Origin of the sequence: Terrabacter terrigena, assembly GCF_042676085.1 — a bacterium.
GTDB classification, from domain to species: Bacteria; Actinomycetota; Actinomycetes; order Actinomycetales; family Dermatophilaceae; genus Terrabacter; species Terrabacter terrigena.
Window position 1 is genome coordinate 363,452 of the sequence record NZ_JBHTKH010000001.1, and the last position, 18,237, is coordinate 381,688.

Sequence of the window (18,237 nt, forward strand, 5' to 3'; positions counted from 1 at the left end):
AGAGCCGGCCGCCCCGCGACGGAACCGAGTCGGAACGTCGTGTCAGAACGTGCCGGGGTCGCTCGCGCCCCGGGCCCGGCGGGACATGAGCACCCAGGCGGCCCCGGCCAGCCACGGGTAGGCGGGCCAGAGAGTGGCCCGCTCGAGGGCGCCGACCCATGGGCCGCCAGCAAGCCGTGCCCCGAATGCGGCCGCGCCCGCGACCGTCATCGCCCCGACCGCGAGGCCGGACCGGGCCAGTCGCGGACCAGTGGCCCCCGAACGCCCGAGAGCCACACCCGTGACGACCAGGGCCAGGGGCTGCAGGACGAAGACGGGGAGGGCCAGCCCTGCGTGAAGGCCTGGGACGACGTCGACCGGGGCCAGCCCGACAGCGGCGGCAGCGATCCCGGACGCCACCCAGAGCGCGCATGCCGTGGTGCCCCACCCGCCTCCGGCGACCGCGGGCCGCAGGAGCACCGCACCGGCCGCGCGCAGCAGCCCGAAGACGACGAAGGCTGCGTCGAGCACGGCCGGGGCGGCGGAGCAGACGTCGACGACCGCGCCCTCGTGACCGGGTGCGCAGCCGAGCTGCCCGAGCGCGCTGATCGTGTCGTCGCGCAGGCTGTAGGAGGCCGACGCAGCAGCCGCCACGAGCAGCTCGACGACGACGTAGAGCGGTTGGACGAGCCAGCACGCCACGCCCACCGCGGTCCTTCGCACGCCTGACCGTAGCCCGTGACTCACGTCACCTGTGGTGGGAGTCTCAGAAGTACTCATCGGTACGGGGGCCGTCGCTACGTTCGGCGGGAGCACGCAATGCCTCGAACCACCAATGACGCTGCGACGTAAGGACCTTCAATGCAGGCCATCCGCGACGCCATCCTCTCCGGCGACCGCGCCCAGGAGACCTACGCGAACATCGAGATCCCCGAGACCTACCGGGGAGCCACCGTCCACAAGGACGAGGTCGGCATGTTCGAGGGGATCGCCACGCGCGACAAGGACCCCCGCAAGTCCCTCCACATCGACGAGGTGCCGGTGCCGGAGCTCGCGCCCGGTGAGGCGCTCGTGGCCGTGATGGCCAGCGCCATCAACTACAACACCGTCTGGACCTCGATCTTCGAGCCGGTCTCGACCTTCGGCTTTCTCGAGCGCTACGGCCGCATGTCGGAGTTCGCCAAGCGCCATGACCTGCCCTACCACGTCGTCGGCTCCGACCTCGCGGGCGTCATCCTGCGCACCGGGCCCGGCGTGACGAAGTGGAAGCCCGGCACCGAGGTCGTCGCGCACTGCCTGTCGGTCGAGCTCGAGGACGCCGAGGGCCACGACGACACGATGATGGACCCGCAGCAGCGGATCTGGGGTTTCGAGACGAACTTCGGCGGGCTGGCCGAGCTCGCCATCGTCAAGGCCAACCAGCTCATGCCCAAGCCGGGTCACCTCACGTGGGAGGAGGCAGCCTCCCCCGGTCTCGTCAACTCGACGGCATACCGGCAGCTCATCTCCAAGAACGGCGCAGCCATGAAGCTGGGCGACCGCGTGCTCATCTGGGGCGCGTCCGGTGGGCTCGGCTCGTACGCCACCCAGATGGCCCTCGCCGGCGGTGCGACCCCGATCTGTGTGGTGTCCTCCCCCGAGAAGGCCGAGATCTGCCGGTCCATGGGCGCCGAGCTGATCATCGACCGTAACGCCGAGGAGTACCAGTTCTGGAACGCCGAGGGCACCGAGCAGAACCCTCGCGAGTGGCAGCGGCTCGGCAAGAAGATCCGTGAGCTGACCGGCGGCTACGACGTGGACATCGTCTTCGAGCACCCGGGCCGCGAGACCTTCGGTGCGAGTGTCTACGTCGCGCGCAAGGGCGGCACCATCGTCACGTGCGCGTCGACCTCGGGCTACATGCACGAGTACGACAACCGCTACCTCTGGATGAACCTCAAGCGCATCGTCAGCTCGCACTTCGCCAACTACCGCGAGGCGTGGGAGGCCAACGAGCTGGTCAACCGCGGCCTGATCCACCCGACCCTGAGCAAGACGTACACGCTGGACGAGGTCGGCCAGGCTGCTCTCGACGTCCACCAGAACGCCCACCAGGGCAAGGTCGGCGTGCTCACCCTCGCTCCCGAGCCGGGCCTCGGCATCACGAACCCCGAGAAGCGCGCCGGCTTCGAGAGGGCCATCAACCGTTTCGCCGACCAGTAGCCGGGGCCGCACGTCCGCGCCCGCGTCACCGGGCTGACGTAGGCTCGCCGTCGTGAGCATCTGGGGACGCTGGGCGCGGTACCGCCGCACCCAGCGTGCCCGGATGGACGGCTTCCTCGCGAGGGACCTCGGCTTCGGCTCGCAGACCGACGAGTCGGCGTACGGCTCGCCACCACCCGGGCAGGACGACCCGGCTCAGGGCGACCTCCTCGCCGCGACCCTGCCGCTCGGTCCCGGGGGCCGCGCAGGCGAGGAAGCCGCCTCCGGAGCCGCCTCCGGGACCGGCTCAGGGGCGGGCTCGGAAACCCGCTCCGAGACCCGCACGGGGACCAGCTGGGACGCCGGTCGGGACGCAGGCACGAGTGGCGAGGAAAGCCCCGACCCCGGCAGCCGCCGCGGCAAGGGCCCGCGGCGCAACTTCGGCCCGAGCGGCACGCCCTTCAACCGGCAGTCGCCGTTCTACGTCGGCTTCGTCGGGGCCGTCGGCGTGCTCACGGCGTATGCCGTCGTGCAGGCCGTCGGTCGCCTGGGCACCGTCATCAGCCTGCTCGTCATCTCCTTCTTCCTCACCCTGTCGCTCAACCCGCTCGTCGAGGCGCTGACCCGGCGCCGGGTCTCGCGCGGGTGGGCCGTCACGATCGTCTTCCTCGGCGTGCTCGCGGTGTTCACCCTCGTCGGTTGGGTCGTCATCCCGCCGGTGGCCGAGCAGGGCAGCGAGCTGGCCAGCAACGCGCCGCGCATGTTCGACAACCTGCTCGCCAACCCGTGGGTGCAGGAGGTCGACCACCGCTACCAGCTCGTCCAGCGCATCCAGGAGGAGGTCAACCGCCGCGTCGCCGACGGCAACCTCTGGGCCGGCATCTTCGGTGGGGTGCTCGACGCCGGCAAGCTCATCGCGACGGGCGTCTTCAGCGTGCTGACCGTGCTCGTCCTCACCCTCTACTTCCTCAGCTCGCTGCCCGCGGTCAAGCAGGCGGCCTACGCCCTCGTACCGGCGAGCCGTCGCCCCCGCACCGTCTCGCTGTCCGAGGAGGTCATGCGGCGGGTCGGGTCGTACGCCATCGGGCAGGTCGTCGTCGCCGCGATCAACGCGTCCTGCGCCTGGATCATGATGAGCCTCATCGGCCTGAGGTTCGCTGCCGTCCTCGCCGTCGCGGTCGGCTTCCTCGGGCTCGTCCCGATGGTGGGCGCGACCCTGGGCGCGTCGGTCGTGGCGATCGTGGCCTTCTTCGACGAGCCGAAGAAGGCGCTCATCGTCATCATCTACTTCGTCGTCTACCAGCAGATCGAGAACTACGCCGTGATGCCGCGCATCATGCAGCGCACCGTGGCCGTCCCCGGGGCCGTCACGGTCGTCGCCGCCCTCGCCGGAGGCACGCTGCTCGGCATCCTCGGTGCGCTGCTCGCGATCCCGTTCGCGGCGGGCGCGCTGCTGCTCTACGAGGAGGTCCTGGTCCCCCGGCAGCGGCGGCACTGACGTGGCAGGCTCGGCGCATGACGTTCCCGCCGACGTTCGCCCAGGACGTCATCGCCCAGCCGGCCAAGGTCCAGATGGAGTCGTTCCTCGCTGCTCGGACTCGTCAGGCACGCGACGTTCGTCGAGAAGGTGTGGTTCGACCAGGCCGTGACGGGTCGCGGCCGGGTCGAGATCGGCATTCCCGAGGACTCGGGCGACACCTTCCGGTTCACTGACGCCGACACGGTCGACTCGGTGGCGCGCGCCCACCGCGACGCGTGCGAGGGCTCACCGAAGGCGATCGCGTCGCTCGGGCTCGACGACGTGCTGCGGGGTCACCGGATCGGCCCCGGGGCTGCTCAGCGGTAGGCGTTGCCCGGTGGGCGGGCGTCGCGCTTCTGCCAGCATCCGGTGTGCCAGTGCCGCCGGTCGCCGAGCCCGCCGACGCCCTCCGACGGCCACACGACCACGTGCGGCACGCCGGGGGTGACGTCCTGCTGGCAGCCCGGGCAGAGGTACGCCCGGGTGGCGGACGCACCGCTGACCGCGCGCACGGTCCAGCGGGTGCCGGCATACGCCTCCTCGCGCGTCGACCCGCCCTGGATGCGCGTCACGTCGAGGGGGACGTGCTCTCGCGCGTGCTTGCTGGGTCGACGACGCGAGGGCATGCCTCCAGCGTAGGTGTCAGGCGTAGGTGCGGAACCCACGCCCCGTCTTGCGCCCGAGGTAGCCGGCGGTGACGAGGTGCTCGAGGAGCGGCGCCGGGGCGTAGCCGCGCTCGCGGAACTCGAGGTAGAGCTCGCGCTCGATGGCGAGCGACACGTCGAGGCCGACGACGTCGAGCAGCTCGAACGGGCCCATCGGCAGGCCGCAGCCGGTCTTCATCGCGGTGTCGATGTCGTCGGCTGTCGAGTAGTTGGCCTCGAGCATCTTCACGGCGTCGTTGAGGTAGGGGAAGAGCAGCGCGTTGACGATGAAGCCGGCCCGGTCGCCGCACGTCACGGCGTGCTTGCCGATGGTCGCGCACAGCGACTGGACGGTGGCGACGACGTCGGGCGCGGTCGAGACCGTGTGCACGACCTCGACGAGCCTCATCACCTGCGCCGGGTTGAAGAAGTGCATCCCCACGACGTCCTGCGGACGCTTCGTCGCGGCGGCGCACTCGACCACGGGCAGCGAGCTCGTCGTGGTCGCGAGGATCGCCCCGGGGCGGCAGATCTCGTCGAGGTTCTCGAAGAGGGCGCGCTTGACGGTGAGGTCCTCGACGACGGCCTCGACGACGAGGTCGACCTGTGCGAGGTCGTCGAGACGCGTCGTGCCGGTCACCCGGGCGAGCGCGGCGTCGCGCTCCTCCTCCGTGGCCTTGCCCCGCTGCACGGCCTTCTCGAGGCTCTTCGCGAGCGCGGCGCGCACCGCCTCGACCTTGGCGTCGCTGCGGGCCACGAACGTGACGTCGAGCCCGGCCTTGGCGAAGACCTCGACCATGCCGGTGGCCATGGTGCCGGAGCCGACGACGCCGACCGTGCGGACCGACCGGGTGCCGCCCTGGCCCTCGACGCCGCCCTTCGGCGTCAGCGCGTCGTCGACGACCTGCGAGCTGCCGGGCTCGGCGTAGGTGTAGAAGCCGCGTCCGCTCTTGCGCCCCTTGAGACCGGCGCTGACCATCTGCTTGATGATCGGGCTCGGCGCGTGCAGGCGGTCGCGACCCTGCTTGTACATCGTGTCGAGGATCTCGTAGGCGGTGTCGAGGCCGATGAGGTCCATGAGCGCGAGGGGGCCCATCGGGTAGCCGCAGCCGAGCTTCATCGCCGCGTCGATGTCCTCGCGCGTCGCGTAGCGGCTCTCGTACATCGACACCGCGTGGTTGAGGTAGCCGAAGAGCAGGGCGTTGGCGATGAAGCCCGCCTTGTCGCCGACGATGACCGGCTTCTTGCCGAGCCGCTCGGCGAGCGCCTTGACGTCCTCGAAGATCTCGTCGCTCGTGATGACGGTCTTGATGACCTCGACGAACTGGAGCACCGGCGCGGGGTTGAAGAAGTGCATGCCGACGACGCGCTTGGGGTTGATCGTGGCGACGGCGATCTCGGTGACGGGCAGCGAGCTCGTGTTGGTCGCGAGGATCGCGTCGTCGCTGACGATCGCGTCGAGCCGGCCGAAGATCTCCTTCTTGAGGTCGAGGTGCTCCGGCACGGCCTCGACGACGAGCTGGCACTCCTTGAGGTCGGCCATGTCGCTCGTGAACTGCACGCGCTCGTGCAGTGCTGCCTGGTCGTCGGCGCTGAGCTTGCCGCGCGAGACGGCCCGGTCGGTCGAGTGCTGCAGCACCCCCCGGCCCTTCTCGACCGCCTCGTCGGTGACCTCGACCGCGACGACGTCGATGCCGTTGCGTGCGAAGACCTCGACGATGCCGGCACCCATGGTGCCGAGTCCGATGACGCCAACCTTGGTGAACTCACGAGCCATGGGCGAAAGTCTCCCAGAGGGTGTGTGCCGCCCACACCCGTCCTCGGGGTGACGCTCCCCACGCCGGCTGCGCACGAGCGCGCGTCACCTCCTCTAGGGTGGTCCGGTGCGTCTCGTCATTGCCCGCTGCAGCGTCGACTACGACGGTCGGCTCACGGCCCATCTCCCGCTCGCGACGCGGCTGCTCCTCGTCAAGTCCGACGGCTCGGTCCTCGTGCACAGCGACGGCGGCTCCTACAAGCCGCTCAACTGGATGTCGCCGCCGTGCACCATGGCCGAGGTCGAGCCCGACGACACGCAGGTCGGCGACGGGGTCGTGGCCGTGTGGCGCGTGCAGCACGCGAAGAGCGAGGACCGCCTGACGGTGCTCATCCACGAGGTGCTGCACGACTCCGAGCACGAGCTCGGCGTCGACCCCGGGCTCGTCAAGGACGGCGTCGAGGCGCACCTGCAGAAGCTGCTCGCCGAGCACATCCACACGCTCGGGCACGGGTGGTCGCTCGTGCGCCGCGAGTACATGACCGCCATCGGCCCCGTCGACATCCTCGCCAGGGACTCCGCCGGCGTGAGCGTCGCGGTCGAGATCAAGCGCCGCGGAGAGATCGACGGCGTCGAGCAGCTGACCCGCTACCTCGAGCTGATGAACCGCGACCCGCACCTCGCCCCCGTCACCGGGGTGTTCGCCGCGCAGCAGATCAAGCCCCAGGCGCGCACCCTCGCCGAGGACCGCGGCATCCGGTGCGTCGTGCTCGACTACGACGCCCTCAAGGGCATCGACGACGCGGAGTCACGCCTCTTCTGACCCCTGCCTGCGTATGCCGGCCGGTGGGTCGCGTCGTCAGCGCCCCACCCAGCGGGACCGGAGGTCGGACGGCAGCTTCTCGACGGCGAGTCGGACGGCCGGCCTCGGCATGGCGCCGGCGTGCTGCTCGAGGAACGTGACCAGCCGGTCGCGGTCGCGGTCGCCCGCGTGCTTCAGGAAGATGCCAACCGGCTTGTGCACCAAGGGATCCCGGTCGGCGTGCAGCGTCTCGGCGATCTCATAGCCGGCCTCGACGTCAGTGGTGTCGAGCAGGCCGAGTGGCGCGGTCATCGCCGTGCGCCGACGGAGCGGGTCGGCTGACCCGGCGAGGTCGTGAAGGAGCTGCTTGTCCTTGCCCGCGAGCCACAGACCGATGACCCGTGGAGCGGCGCGGTCGACCATGTCCCACGACGTGATGGCGTGGTGGTGGCCGAGGTAGGTGCGAGCCAGCGTTCCACGCTCGTGCGCGCCGATGCGTTTGCGCCGTGCCTTGAAGTCGAGGATGCAGAACGCCGCCAGCCGGGGCTCGTACGCCGGGTGTGCCAGCAGGCGCTGGACCTCGGCCAGCGGCAGCCCGGTGTTCGTCTTCGCGATCGCGAACAACGTGCCCATGCGGACACCGAAGGCGGCTTCGCCCTCGGCGAGGCGAGCCTGGACCTTGGCGAGATCCGCCTCGGTGCGCTCCTGCTCCAGCTCCGCGACGACCGCGGCAGCGGTCGACGCACCCGCCATCAGGTCAGTCCCTCGATGGGCTGCCGGGTCGTGCCGTCGGCGTCGACGAGCAGCATTGCGGGGTCTGCGTCGGCTCCACCCCGCACGACGACGATGCACTCGCCCCGGTGCCGGTCGACGAGCTCGGCGAGGCCCTCGGAGCCGTCGTGGAGGTCACCGTGGCCCAGGTGCGAGGGCACCCCGAGGTCGTCGGCGAGGGTCTCGACCGGTCCGGTGTCGGGGACGTCGTCGGCGGCATACACCGCCTGGACCTTCTCGAGGTGGATCGCCGAGGCGAGCCAGGCGACGTCGGAGAGCCCCGGAGGGTTGACCACGACGATCCGTGCGGCGCACTGCAGGTCGCTCATGCCCCGACGCTACGCCAGTCAGGCCGGTGCGGTCTCGAGCGGCGCGAGGCCGCGGGCGGCACGGATGACCCCGACCAGCTCGCCCATGATGTCGTTGAGCCCGAAGTCCTTCGGGGTGAACACCATCGCGACCCCGGCTGCCCTGAGGGCCGCTGCGTCGGACTCGGGGATGATGCCACCGACGATGACGGGCACGTCCGCAGCACCGGCGGCCTCGAGGCCTCGGAGCACCTCGGGCACGAGCTCCATGTGCGAGCCGCTGAGGATCGACAGGCCCACGAGGTGGACGTCCTCGGCCACGGCAGCCGCGACGATCTGCTCTGGCGTGAGCCGGATCCCCTGGTAGACGACCTCGAAGCCGGCGTCGCGGGCCCGCACGGCGACCTGCTCGGCACCGTTGCTGTGGCCGTCGAGGCCGGGCTTGCCGACGAGGATGCGCAGCTTCTCGCCGAGGTCGTCGCCCGTGCGGGCCACGAGGTCACGGACCCGGGACAGGGCGTCACCCGGCTCGCTGGACCCGACGCCCACGGAGCCCGAAACGCCTGTGGGAGCGCGGTACTCACCGAACTGCTCGCGCAGCGCCGCCGCCCACTCCCCCGTCGTGATCTCTGCCCGGGCGCAGTCGAGGGAGGCAGCCATGAGGTTGGTGCCCGAGGCCGCGTCGGCTCGCAGCCGCTCGAGTGCCGTGGCTGCGCGGTCGCGCCGGGCCGGGTCGGCGTCGCGCGACTCGCGCCACGTGCGTACGGCCTCGGCGGCGGCGCGCTCGACGCCGGCGTCGACGGTCTGGATCGCGGTGTCGAGGTCGGCGGTGAGCGGGTTGGGCTCGGTGGTCTCGAACTTGTTGAGGCCCACGATGACGGAGTCGCCGGCCTCGATGCGACGGCGACGCTCGGCGTGCGAGGCGACGAGCGCGGACTTCATGTAGCCCGACTCGACCGCCGCGACCGCGCCGCCCATCTCCTCGATGCGCGCCATCTCGGCCCTCGCGCCGGCGACGAGCTCGGCGACCTTGCCCTCGACGACGACGGAGCCGGTGAAGAGGTCGTCGTACTCGAGCAGGTCGGACTCGTAGGCGAGCACCTGCTGCATGCGCAGGCTCCACTGCTGGTCCCAGGGTCGCGGCAGGCCGAGGGCCTCGTTCCAGGCCGGCAGCTGGATGGCCCGGGCCCGGGCGTCCTTGCTCAGCGTCACGGCGAGCATCTCGAGGACGATGCGCTGGACGTTGTTCTCGGGCTGCGCCTCGGTGAGACCGAGGCTGTTGACCTGGACGCCGTAGCGGAAGCGGCGGGCCTTGGCGTCGGTGACGCCGTAGCGGTCGCGGGTCAGCTCGTCCCAGAGCTCGACGAAGGCGCGCATCTTGCACATCTCCTCGACGAAGCGCACGCCGGCGTTGACGAAGAAGGAGATGCGCGCGACGACGCTCGCGAACTCGGCGGCCGGCACCTGGCCCGAGGCACGCACCGCGTCGAGCACCGCGACCGCCGTGGACATGGCGTACGCGATCTCCTGCACGGGCGTGGCCCCGGCCTCCTGCAGGTGGTAGCTGCAGATGTTGATCGGGTTCCACTTGGGGATCTCGCGCACCGTGTAGGCGACCATGTCGGTGATGAGGCGCAGCGACGGCGCGGGCGGGAACACGTAGGTGCCCCGCGAGAGGTACTCCTTGATGATGTCGTTCTGGGTGGTGCCGGCGAGCGCGTGCACCCAGTCGGCGGGGTCGTCGCCCGCTGCCTCGGCCTGTCGCTCGGCGGCCACCTGGTAGAGCGCGAGGAGCCACATCGCGGTCGCGTTGATCGTCATCGACGTGTTCATCTCGCGCAGCGGGATCGCCTCGAAGAGGGCCTGCATGTCGCCGACGTGGCTGACCGGGACGCCGACCTTGCCGACCTCGCCGCGCGCGAGGACGTGGTCGGGGTCGTAGCCCGTCTGGGTCGGCAGGTCGAAGGCGACGGAGAGGCCGGTCTGGCCCTTGGCGAGGTTGCGGCGGTAGAGCGCGTTGCTCGCAGCGGCACTCGAGTGGCCGGCATACGTGCGCATGACCCACGGACGGTCGGGCGTCACCCGGGTGGTCGGGTGCGGCGTGCTCTCCGTCGAAGACATGGCTCGACGGTAGCGGCGGGGTGGTGCGGTGGGGAGGCGCTCAGGCGGTGAGAGGCGCCACAGTGGTGGCGGGGTGGCGCGGGGCGAGGATGCGCTCGAGGCGGCAGCCCCGGAGCAGGCGCGTCGTGCGGTCGCTCGCGTCGACCAGCAGGAGCCGACGCTCCGCCCGGGTGGCGCGGCGGTGCAGGTGGACGATGACACCGAGGCCCGTGGCGTCGCCGATCTCGGCGCTGCCGAGGTGGAGACGGAGCTCGCCGGGACCGAGCACGATCACCGCGTGGATGGCGTCGCGGATGTCGGGAACGGTGTGGACATCGAGCCGACCCTCGATGATCACGTCGTGGCCATCGGGTGCGTCGAGCACTCTGACCGGTCCCCTGCGGTGGGTGTTCAGCGTCATGTAGACCCCTCTCAACGCTGTGCCGTCACCCATGATGACGCCTCAGCCTGCCGAAACGTTGCCCCTCGGAGTCAAGAAGTGGTCAAGAAAATACGTAGCTCGAGACAAACTCCGTCGGCCGGCCGACGCACCACCTGAGTGCTTCGGACAATGCGGACGAACTGTCGTCGCGCTCGTCGTCGCGCTCGTCCTCGGGGCCGCCCGACTCCGGGCCCGAGCGACCTACTCGAAGGGCTCGTCGTCGGGCTCGCGGGTGACGTCGGCGCCGAGGGCCCGGAGGGCCTCCTCGAACCGGGGGTAGCCACGGTCGATGTGGTGCACCCCGCTGACGAGCGTGTCGCCCTCGGCGACGAGCCCGGCGAGGACGAGGGCAGCACCGGAACGGATGTCGCTGCTCTCGACGGGGGCTCCGGAGAGGATCGGGACGCCGTGGGTCATGACGTGGTGCCCGTCGACCTGGGTGTCGGCGCCCAGCCGGGCCAGCTCCTGCACGGTGCGGAAGCGGGCCTCGAAGAGGTTCTCGGTGACCATCGCCGACCCCGCCGCGACCGCGTTGTAGGTGAGGGCGAACGGCTGCAGGTCGGTCGGGAAGCCCGGGTAGGGCAACGTCGCCACGTCGAAGGCCCGCAGCGTGCGACCCGTCGCCGTGACACGGAAGCCCCGGTCGGTCGTCTCGACGTGGCAGCCCGCCCGCTCGAGCGCGCCGAGCGGCGCACGCAGGTGGTCGGCGACGCCGCCGACGACCTCGATGTCGCCACGCGTCGTGGCCGCCGCGAAGGCCCAGGTGCCGGCCGCGATGCGGTCGGGCACGACGGAGTGCTCGCACGGCGAGAGGGAGTCGACCCCCGAGACGGTGATGCGCGAGGTGCCGGCGCCCTCGACCCTCGCGCCCATCGAGGTGAGCATCTCGGCGATGTCGACGATCTCGGGCTCCTTGGCGACGTTGTCGATCGTCGTCGTGCCGCGTGCCAGGACCGAGGCGGTGAGGATGTTCTCGGTGGCGCCGACGCTCGGGAAGTCGAGGCGGATCTCGGCGCCGTGCAGCCCGTTGGGGGCCGTCGCCACGAGGTAGCCGTGCGTGACGTGGACCTCGGCGCCGAGGGCCTCGAGGCCGGCGGCATGGAGGTCGAGCCCACGCGAACCGATCGCGTCGCCGCCGGGGACGGCGACGTCGGCCTCGCCCACACGGGCCACGAGGGGTCCGAGCACCGAGATGGAGGCTCGCAACGCCCGCACGAGCTCGTAGTCGGCACGGTGGCCGATGCGCTCGGGCACGTCGAGCACGACGGTTTCGGCAGCCGCGTCGTAGTCGACGCCCACCCCGAGCCGTCGCAGCAGCTCGGCCATGATCGTCACGTCGGCGATGGCGGGGACGTTCGTCAGCGTCGTGCGCCCCACCGCGAGCAGGGCCACCGCCATGAGCTTCAGGGCGCTGTTCTTGGCCCCCACGACGGAGGCCTCGCCGACGAGGTGTGCGCCGCCGACGACCCGGAATCGCTCTCTCACCCACCGAACCCTATCGGCCGACGGCCGGCGCCCGACCCCGCGCCGCCGGGTGAGAGAGTGTGCCCATGGTCAACCTGACGCGGATCTACACGCGCACCGGCGACGACGGCACCACGAGCCTCGGCGACTTCTCGAGGGTCGGCAAGAACGACGCCCGGCTCCACGCGTACGCCGACTCCAACGAGGCCAACGCGGCCATCGGAGTCGCCGTCGCGTGCGGTGACCTGCCCGACGAGGTCAAGGCGACCCTGCAGCGGGTGCAGAACGAGCTCTTCGACGTCGGGGCCGACCTCTCGACGCCGCTGCGCCAGACCTACGACTACCCGCCGCTGCGGGTCGAGCAGCCGTGGATCGACGACCTCGAGGCCGACTGCGACCACTATCTCGCCGCGGTCGAGAAGCTGCGCTCGTTCATCCTGCCCGGAGGCACGGCCGGGTCGGCCCACCTGCACCTCGCGACGACGATCGTGCGGCGCGCCGAGCGGTCGGCGTGGGCGGCCGTCGAGCAGCACGGCACCGAGCCGGCAGCGGAGGGCAGCGAGGGCTCCGTTGCGCGCGGGGTCGGCGGCGTCAACGTGCTGACGGCGAAGTACCTCAACCGGCTCTCGGACCTGCTCTTCATCCTCGCCCGCGTCGCGAACAAGCCCGTCGGCGGCGACATCCTGTGGCAGCCGGGTGGCGGCCGCGTCGAGAAGCCCGAGCGCCGCGAGAAGCGCTGACTCAGCCGGCACAGGGTCGAGGCGAGCTGCCGCTGAGCAGCGCCGGTTTCGCTCAGCTACGTCGCAGGGCTCCGGCGTTGAGCGGCTCCCTGCCTCGAGAGGGGCCCGGGGCACACCCCTTGCGCTATCCGGCGGGCGAGGTCAGGCGACGTTGACGTTGTAGCCGGGGGGCGCGGCCTCCTGCCACGACCGCAGCGCCGTGTAGGCCGGGCCCTGGAGGGCCAGCTCGAAGTCGTTGTCACCGTCGGTGCACGGGACGCGGCTCGCGTCGGGCAGCAGCGGGATCGAGTCGCGGCCGACGAGCAGCTCGGGGGCGTCGAGGATGAGCCGCTGGCGCAGCCATCGGTGCCTCGGTCGCACGGAGACGCCCCCGAGCGTGTGCCACTCGAGGGCGTTGTCGCCGAACCGGATGAGGCCCAGGCGCCAGCGGTCGGTCTGCGTGCAGCGCAGGCCGCAGAGCGTCAGGGGCAGACCCTTCGCGATGTAGCGGCGGCGCAGGTAGGTCGTCGCGAGGACGACCACCGCGAGCACCAGCAGCGTGCCGATCGCGATCTCGGTGGAGACGAGAACGGACGGCACGCGGTGACCTCAGTTCGCCTGGAGCGACGAGGCGTCGACGTGCTCGGCCACGATGGTCACGACGTCGGAGTCGACCGAGAGGAACCCACCGTCGACCGTGACCGTGCGTCGGTCGCCGTCGAGGGACTCGATGGCGACCTCACCCTCGACGAGCACGCCGAGCAGCGGGGTGTGGCCGGGCAGGATGCCCAGCTCGCCCGAGATGGAACGGGCGCGTACGAACTTGGCCTCGCCCTCCCAGACCTTCCGGTCGGCGGCAACCATCTCAACCTTGAGCGAACTCACGTTTCCTCCGGATCGTGGGGGTGTGCTCTGCAGTTTAGTGCCTCTGGAAGGATGCTCCGTACGCGAGGTGGCATGGGCCCCCCCGCGCCGATTCCCCACCTCCACAGGAGTCATTACCGATGAGCACTGCCGTGTCCGATGCCCTGCTCGAGCCGACCCGCCGCCCCGTGGCCGTCGCGACCCTCACCGACGTGATCGACGCCGAGGTCGCCGACAAGTCCGGTCTCGGCGGAGCTGCCGTCAAGGCCGGCTACGCCGCCGCGAAGAAGCTCGGGGGCAACTTCGTGACCAGCGCCACCGACCGCCTTCTCCCCCAGTTCGCCGTCGCCCTCGACCCGTTCTGGGCGACCAAGGGCGAGCAGTCCTTCGGCGCCCACCTCGCGGCCCAGCCCGACGCCGCGGCCGATGCGCTGCTGGCCGTCACCGACGCGAAGGCCGCGAGCACGTCGCACGGCTCGGCCGCGAAGGTCTACGGCTCGCTGCGCGGCAAGGCCAAGGAGCACGTCGTCGCCGCCCTTCCCCGCCTCGGCGCGGCCGTGGAGCGCCTCGTCCCCTGAGACCCCGCACCGAGCACGTATGCCGCTGGGCCGGCCCCCGCACGTGGGAGCCGGCCCAGCGGCGTCTCGTGACCGGGCGCGTCAGTCGGGCTGCTGCTCGTGCGGCCGGTCCTTGGCCAGGCGCGGCAGCTCGGGACTGAACTGCGAGCCGAGGTCGGCGATCGCCTGCCGGGCGAAGACCTGCTGCTCGGTGACGACCCGCTCGGAGCGGCCGCGGCCGATGAAGGTGACGACCCAGTGCAGCAACGTCGTGATGCGGTGCTTGAAGCCGATGATGTAGACGAGGTGCACGGCGAGCCAGAGCACCCACGCGAAGAAGCCGCTGAACTGCGCCCTGCCCACCGACGCGACCGCCGAGAAACGCGAGATGGTCGCCATCGAGCCCTTGTCGAAGTACTCGAACCGGCCCTTCGGCGGCTTGCCCTCGAGCCGTCGCACGATCTGCTCGGCGGCGTAGCGGCCACCCTGGATGGCCACCTGTGCGACGCCGGGCAGGCCCCGCAGCGCCATCATGTCGCCGACGACGAAGACCTCGGGGTGACCGGGCAGCGTCAGGTCGTCGTTCACCTCCACGCGACCGGCGCGGTCGATGCCGGCGCCGGACTGCTCGGCCAGCTGCCGACCGAGCGGCGAGGCGCTGACGCCTGCCGCCCAGACCTTGCAGACCGACTCGATGCGCTCACGCGAGCCGTTGCCCAGCTCGACCTCGATGCCGGTCGAGTCGACGTCGACCACCTTCGCGCCGAGGCGCACCTCGACACCCATCTCGGTGAGCCGCTTGACGGCCCGGTCGCCGAGCTTCTCCCCGAACGAGCTGAGCACGGCCGGGGCGGCGTCGAGCAGGATGACGCGCGCCTTCGTCGGGTCGATGCGGCGGAAGTCGCGGCGCAGCGTGCGCCTGGCCAGCTCGGAGATCTGTCCGGCCATCTCGACACCCGTCGGGCCGGCGCCGACGACGACGAAGGTCATCAGGCGCTCGATCTCTGCCGGCGTGGACGCGAGCTCGGCGAGCTCGAACGAGCCGAAGATGCGCCCACGCAGCTCGAGGGCGTCGTCGATCGACTTCATGCCAGGGGCGTGCCGCGCGAACTGGTCGTTGCCGAACCACGACTGGCCGGCACCCGCCGCGACGATGAGCGAGTCGTAGGGTGTCACGGTCTCGCGGCCCACGGCAGTGTGGGTCACGGTGCGCGCGTCGAGGTCGATGGCGGTGACGTCGCCGAGCAGCACCTTGGCGTTGCGCTGTCGGTGGAGCACCTCACGCGTCGAGGGTGCGATCTCGCCCTCGGAGAGGATGCCCGTGGCCACCTGGTAGAGCAGCGGCTGGAACAGGTGGTGCGTCGTGCGCGCGATGAGGGTGACGTCGACCTCGGCTCCCTTCAGCTCCTGGGTGCTGAACAGTCCTCCGAAGCCCGATCCGATCACCACGACGCGGTGACGTGCCGGGGTGGACTGGGTGGACTGGGTGGGCAGAGTCATGACGGCGGCTCCTCGCTGCTCGACGTTGTGCTCGTCACTTGCTACAACGACACAGCGCCGGCATCCCTTTCGGGACACCGGCGCTGGCGCGTGTCTGCTCGGTCACACGTGGCGGCCGAGCGGTGTTGCATCAGAGGTTCTTCTGGATCTCCGACCACTGGCGCTCGACGTCGTCGAGGCCACCGCACATGAAGAACGCCTGCTCGGCGACGTGGTCGTACTCGCCGTCGGCGATCTTCGTGAAGCCCTCGATCGAGTCGGCCAGCGACACCGTCGAACCCTCGATGCCGGTGAACTGCTTGGCGACGTAGGTGTTCTGCGACAGGAAGCGCTGGATGCGACGGGCCCGGTTGACGAGGATCTTGTCCTCTTCGGAGAGCTCGTCGATACCGAGGATCGCGATGATGTCCTGGAGCTCCTTGTTGCGCTGCAGGATCGACTTGATGCGCACGGCCGTGTTGTAGTGGTCGGCCGTGATGTAGCGCGGGTCGAGGATTCGCGAGGTCGAGGACAGCGGGTCGACGGCGGGGTAGATACCCATCGACGCGATGTCACGCGAGAGCTCGGTCGTCGCGTCGAGGTGCGCGAACGTCGTGGCCGGCGCCGGGTCGGTGTAGTCGTCGGCCGGCACGTAGATCGCCTGCATCGAGGTGATCGAGTGACCACGCGTCGAGGTGATGCGCTCCTGGAGCGTGCCCATCTCATCGGCGAGTGTGGGCTGGTAACCCACGGCGGACGGCATACGGCCGAGGAGGGTGGAGACCTCGGAACCGGCCTGCGTGAAGCGGAAGATGTTGTCGATGAAGAGGAGCACGTCCTGCTTCTGGACGTCGCGGAAGTACTCCGCCATCGTCAGCGCGGACAAGGCCACGCGAAGGCGCGTGCCCGGCGGCTCGTCCATCTGGCCGAAGACGAGGGCGGTCTGGCCGAGGACGCCGGCCTCCTCCATCTCGACCATGAGGTCGTTGCCCTCACGGGTGCGCTCGCCGACACCGGCGAACACCGACACACCGCCGTGGTCGCGGGCGACTCGGGCAATCATCTCCTGGATGAGCACCGTCTTGCCGACACCGGCACCGCCGAAGAGGCCGATCTTTCCACCCTGGACGTACGGGGTGAGCAGGTCGATGACCTTGATGCCCGTCTCGAACATCGTCGTCTTCGACTCGAGCTGGTCGAAGGCCGGAGCCTTGCGGTGGATGCCCCAGCGCTCCTTGACCTCGAGGGTCTCGCCCTCCTTGAGGTTCATGCACACGCCGGTGGTGTTGAACACCTTGCCCAGCGTGACGTCGCCCACCGGGACGGTGATCGGGCCACCGGTGTCCTGCACGGCCGAGCCGCGCACGAGGCCGTCGGTCGGCTGGAGGGAGATGGCGCGGACCATGTTGTCGCCGATGTGCTGGGCGACCTCGAGGTTGAGCTCCCTCGTCTCACCCGCGAGGGTGACCTCGGTCGTGAGCAGGTTGTACTGCTCGGGCATCGCGTCGGAGGGGAACTCGACGTCGACGACCGGGCCGATGATGCGGGAGATGCGGCCGACGCCACCCGCGGCCGGAGCCGTCCAGGCGGTGTCGCTGACAGTTGCAGTCATGGTGGTCTGCTTCCTTACCTGTGGGCGTTACTTCTTGGCGTCCGCGAGGGCGTCTGCGCCGCCCACGATTTCGCTGATCTCTTGGGTGATGCCGGCCTGGCGGGCCTGGTTGGCGAGGCGCTCGTACTTCTTGATGAGCTCGCCGGCGTTGTCGGTCGCGGACTTCATGGCGCGCTGGCGGGCAGCCAGCTCGGACGCGGCCGAGCTGAGCAGCGCGGTGAAGATCCGGTTGCGAACGTACTTCGGCAGAAGCAGGTCCAGCACCTCGGACGCACTCGGCTCGAAGGAGTACTCGGGCGGGATCTGGCCCTCCTCGTAGCGGTTCACCGACAGGTCGAGGTCGCTGTCCTCACCGGCGTCGTCGGCGTCGACGACCTCGAGCGGCAGCAGCCGCAGCACGTGCGGGTCCTGGCGGACCATCGAGCGGAAGCGGGTGAAGACGACGTGGATCTCGTCGTGGCCTCCCTCCTCGGTGTCCTTGAGGAAGTCGGCCGTGATGCGGTCGGCGATCTCCTTGGCGTTCTCGAACGTCGGTGCGTCGGAGAAGCCGGTCCACTCGGCGGCGTAGTCGCGCTTGCGGAACTTGTAGTAGCTCACGGCCTTGCGACCCACGAGGTAGGGCACGATCTCCTTGCCCTCGGCGGTCAGCTTGGAGATCAGCTCCGCGCTCTCCTTGATCGCCGCGACGGAGTAGGCACCGGCAAGTCCGCGGTCCGCCGTGATGATGACGACGCCAGCCCGCTTCGCGGTCTCCTTCGCCGTCGTCAGCGGGTGGTCCTCGTTCGTGTTGGTCGCCACCGCGGACACGGCGCGCGTCAGCGCGGTCGTGTACGGCGTCGCCTCGGTGGCCCGCTGGCGGGCCTTGACGACGCGTGCGGCCGCGATCAGCTCCATCGCGTTGGTGATCTTCTTGATGGAGTTGACGGACTTGATGCGCTGGCGGTAGATCCGCATCTGCGCTCCCATGTGCTCCGCCTCTCTTGGTCTCGTAAGTCTGTGGTTGCCTGCAGGGTGGGCTCACGCCCGCTCCCGTATGCCGC

General features: G+C 70.5%; 19 protein-coding genes. 6 read left to right on the plus strand and 13 right to left on the minus strand.

Going from position 1 to position 18,237, the window contains the following annotated elements:
• Nucleotides 1-42: 42 nt before the first annotated feature.
• Entirely contained in the window at nucleotides 43-702 is a 660-nt protein-coding gene (locus ACFQ2V_RS01675) for a DUF998 domain-containing protein (RefSeq protein WP_386050176.1), read from the minus strand.
• 138 nt (nucleotides 703-840) lie between these two features.
• On the opposite strand from ACFQ2V_RS01675, the gene ccrA reads away from it, so the two are divergent.
• The 3 genes from ccrA to ACFQ2V_RS01690 all read left to right on the plus strand — a co-directional run bounded on the left by ccrA (nucleotide 841) and on the right by ACFQ2V_RS01690 (nucleotide 4,006).
• Nucleotides 841-2,181, plus strand: coding sequence for a crotonyl-CoA carboxylase/reductase (ccrA, locus tag ACFQ2V_RS01680; protein ID WP_386050177.1), 1,341 nt, complete (start codon nucleotides 841-843; stop codon nucleotides 2,179-2,181).
• Between the two features lie 52 nt (nucleotides 2,182-2,233).
• Entirely contained in the window at nucleotides 2,234-3,658 is a 1,425-nt protein-coding gene (locus ACFQ2V_RS01685) for an AI-2E family transporter (protein WP_386050179.1), read from the plus strand.
• Nucleotides 3,659-3,787: 129 nt separating this feature from the next.
• Nucleotides 3,788-4,006: a hypothetical protein gene (locus ACFQ2V_RS01690; RefSeq protein WP_386050181.1), complete on the plus strand. Its 219-nt coding sequence runs from the start codon at nucleotides 3,788-3,790 to the stop codon at nucleotides 4,004-4,006.
• Here ACFQ2V_RS01690 and ACFQ2V_RS01695 read toward each other — a convergent pair.
• Both ACFQ2V_RS01695 and ACFQ2V_RS01700 read right to left on the minus strand, forming a co-directional pair.
• A complete protein-coding gene (locus ACFQ2V_RS01695) occupies nucleotides 3,997-4,305 on the minus strand; it encodes a hypothetical protein (protein ID WP_386050183.1) in 309 nt (102 codons plus the stop codon). The two genes, ACFQ2V_RS01690 and ACFQ2V_RS01695, sit on opposite strands and share 10 nt — an antisense overlap.
• Nucleotides 4,306-4,321: 16 nt before the next feature.
• Nucleotides 4,322-6,100: a 3-hydroxyacyl-CoA dehydrogenase family protein gene (locus ACFQ2V_RS01700; RefSeq protein WP_386050185.1), complete on the minus strand. Its 1,779-nt coding sequence runs from the start codon at nucleotides 6,098-6,100 to the stop codon at nucleotides 4,322-4,324.
• Between the two features lie 106 nt (nucleotides 6,101-6,206).
• On the opposite strand from ACFQ2V_RS01700, the gene nucS reads away from it, so the two are divergent.
• Nucleotides 6,207-6,902 carry an endonuclease NucS gene (gene nucS / locus ACFQ2V_RS01705; protein ID WP_386050187.1) on the plus strand — a complete coding sequence of 232 codons (696 nt, stop codon included), beginning with the start codon at nucleotides 6,207-6,209 and terminating at the stop codon, nucleotides 6,900-6,902.
• A gap of 36 nt (nucleotides 6,903-6,938) precedes the next feature.
• On the opposite strand, the gene ACFQ2V_RS01710 is transcribed toward nucS, so the two are convergent.
• From ACFQ2V_RS01710 to murA, 5 genes are all read right to left on the minus strand, one after another.
• Nucleotides 6,939-7,634 (minus strand): DNA alkylation repair protein, encoded by a 696-nt coding sequence (locus ACFQ2V_RS01710; protein WP_386050189.1) that lies wholly within the window; start codon nucleotides 7,632-7,634, stop codon nucleotides 6,939-6,941.
• Complete coding sequence (locus ACFQ2V_RS01715; protein ID WP_386050191.1) at nucleotides 7,634-7,981, minus strand: hypothetical protein; 348 nt, start codon at nucleotides 7,979-7,981, stop codon at nucleotides 7,634-7,636. The genes ACFQ2V_RS01710 and ACFQ2V_RS01715 overlap by 1 nt, the downstream gene beginning before the upstream one ends.
• 18 nt (nucleotides 7,982-7,999) lie before the next feature.
• On the minus strand, nucleotides 8,000-10,018 hold the full coding sequence (locus ACFQ2V_RS01720; protein WP_386051030.1) for a protein meaA: 2,019 nt from the start codon (nucleotides 10,016-10,018) through the stop codon (nucleotides 8,000-8,002).
• Between the two features lie 103 nt (nucleotides 10,019-10,121).
• Nucleotides 10,122-10,481, minus strand: a complete 360-nt coding sequence (locus ACFQ2V_RS01725; protein WP_386050193.1) for an STAS domain-containing protein — start codon at nucleotides 10,479-10,481, stop codon at nucleotides 10,122-10,124.
• 222 nt (nucleotides 10,482-10,703) lie between these two features.
• A complete protein-coding gene (murA, locus tag ACFQ2V_RS01730) occupies nucleotides 10,704-11,987 on the minus strand; it encodes a UDP-N-acetylglucosamine 1-carboxyvinyltransferase (protein ID WP_386050194.1) in 1,284 nt (427 codons plus the stop codon).
• A 65-nt stretch (nucleotides 11,988-12,052) separates the two neighbouring features.
• Between murA and ACFQ2V_RS01735 the strand changes: the two genes are divergently transcribed.
• Nucleotides 12,053-12,706 carry a cob(I)yrinic acid a,c-diamide adenosyltransferase gene (locus ACFQ2V_RS01735; RefSeq protein WP_386050195.1) on the plus strand — a complete coding sequence of 218 codons (654 nt, stop codon included), beginning with the start codon at nucleotides 12,053-12,055 and terminating at the stop codon, nucleotides 12,704-12,706.
• A 141-nt stretch (nucleotides 12,707-12,847) separates the two neighbouring features.
• Here the strand turns inward: ACFQ2V_RS01735 and ACFQ2V_RS01740 are convergent, their stop codons facing one another.
• Nucleotides 12,848-13,285 (minus strand): DUF2550 domain-containing protein, encoded by a 438-nt coding sequence (locus ACFQ2V_RS01740; protein ID WP_386050196.1) that lies wholly within the window; start codon nucleotides 13,283-13,285, stop codon nucleotides 12,848-12,850.
• 9 nt (nucleotides 13,286-13,294) lie between these two features.
• Nucleotides 13,295-13,570 (minus strand): F0F1 ATP synthase subunit epsilon, encoded by a 276-nt coding sequence (locus ACFQ2V_RS01745; protein ID WP_386050198.1) that lies wholly within the window; start codon nucleotides 13,568-13,570, stop codon nucleotides 13,295-13,297.
• Nucleotides 13,571-13,689: 119 nt separating this feature from the next.
• Here ACFQ2V_RS01745 and ACFQ2V_RS01750 point away from each other — a divergent pair, with 119 nt between their 5' ends.
• Nucleotides 13,690-14,127 (plus strand): DUF6918 family protein, encoded by a 438-nt coding sequence (locus tag ACFQ2V_RS01750; RefSeq protein ID WP_386050200.1) that lies wholly within the window; start codon nucleotides 13,690-13,692, stop codon nucleotides 14,125-14,127.
• Between the two features lie 81 nt (nucleotides 14,128-14,208).
• Here ACFQ2V_RS01750 and ACFQ2V_RS01755 read toward each other — a convergent pair whose 3' ends face one another.
• The 3 genes from ACFQ2V_RS01755 to ACFQ2V_RS01765 all read right to left on the minus strand — a co-directional run bounded on the left by ACFQ2V_RS01755 (nucleotide 14,209) and on the right by ACFQ2V_RS01765 (nucleotide 18,163).
• Nucleotides 14,209-15,606 (minus strand): NAD(P)/FAD-dependent oxidoreductase, encoded by a 1,398-nt coding sequence (locus ACFQ2V_RS01755; RefSeq protein ID WP_386050202.1) that lies wholly within the window; start codon nucleotides 15,604-15,606, stop codon nucleotides 14,209-14,211.
• A 130-nt stretch (nucleotides 15,607-15,736) separates the two neighbouring features.
• Nucleotides 15,737-17,197, minus strand: a complete 1,461-nt coding sequence (atpD, locus tag ACFQ2V_RS01760) for a F0F1 ATP synthase subunit beta (protein WP_386050204.1) — start codon at nucleotides 17,195-17,197, stop codon at nucleotides 15,737-15,739.
• A 27-nt stretch (nucleotides 17,198-17,224) separates the two neighbouring features.
• On the minus strand, nucleotides 17,225-18,163 hold the full coding sequence (locus tag ACFQ2V_RS01765; protein WP_386050206.1) for a F0F1 ATP synthase subunit gamma: 939 nt from the start codon (nucleotides 18,161-18,163) through the stop codon (nucleotides 17,225-17,227).
• Nucleotides 18,164-18,237 lie beyond the last annotated feature (74 nt).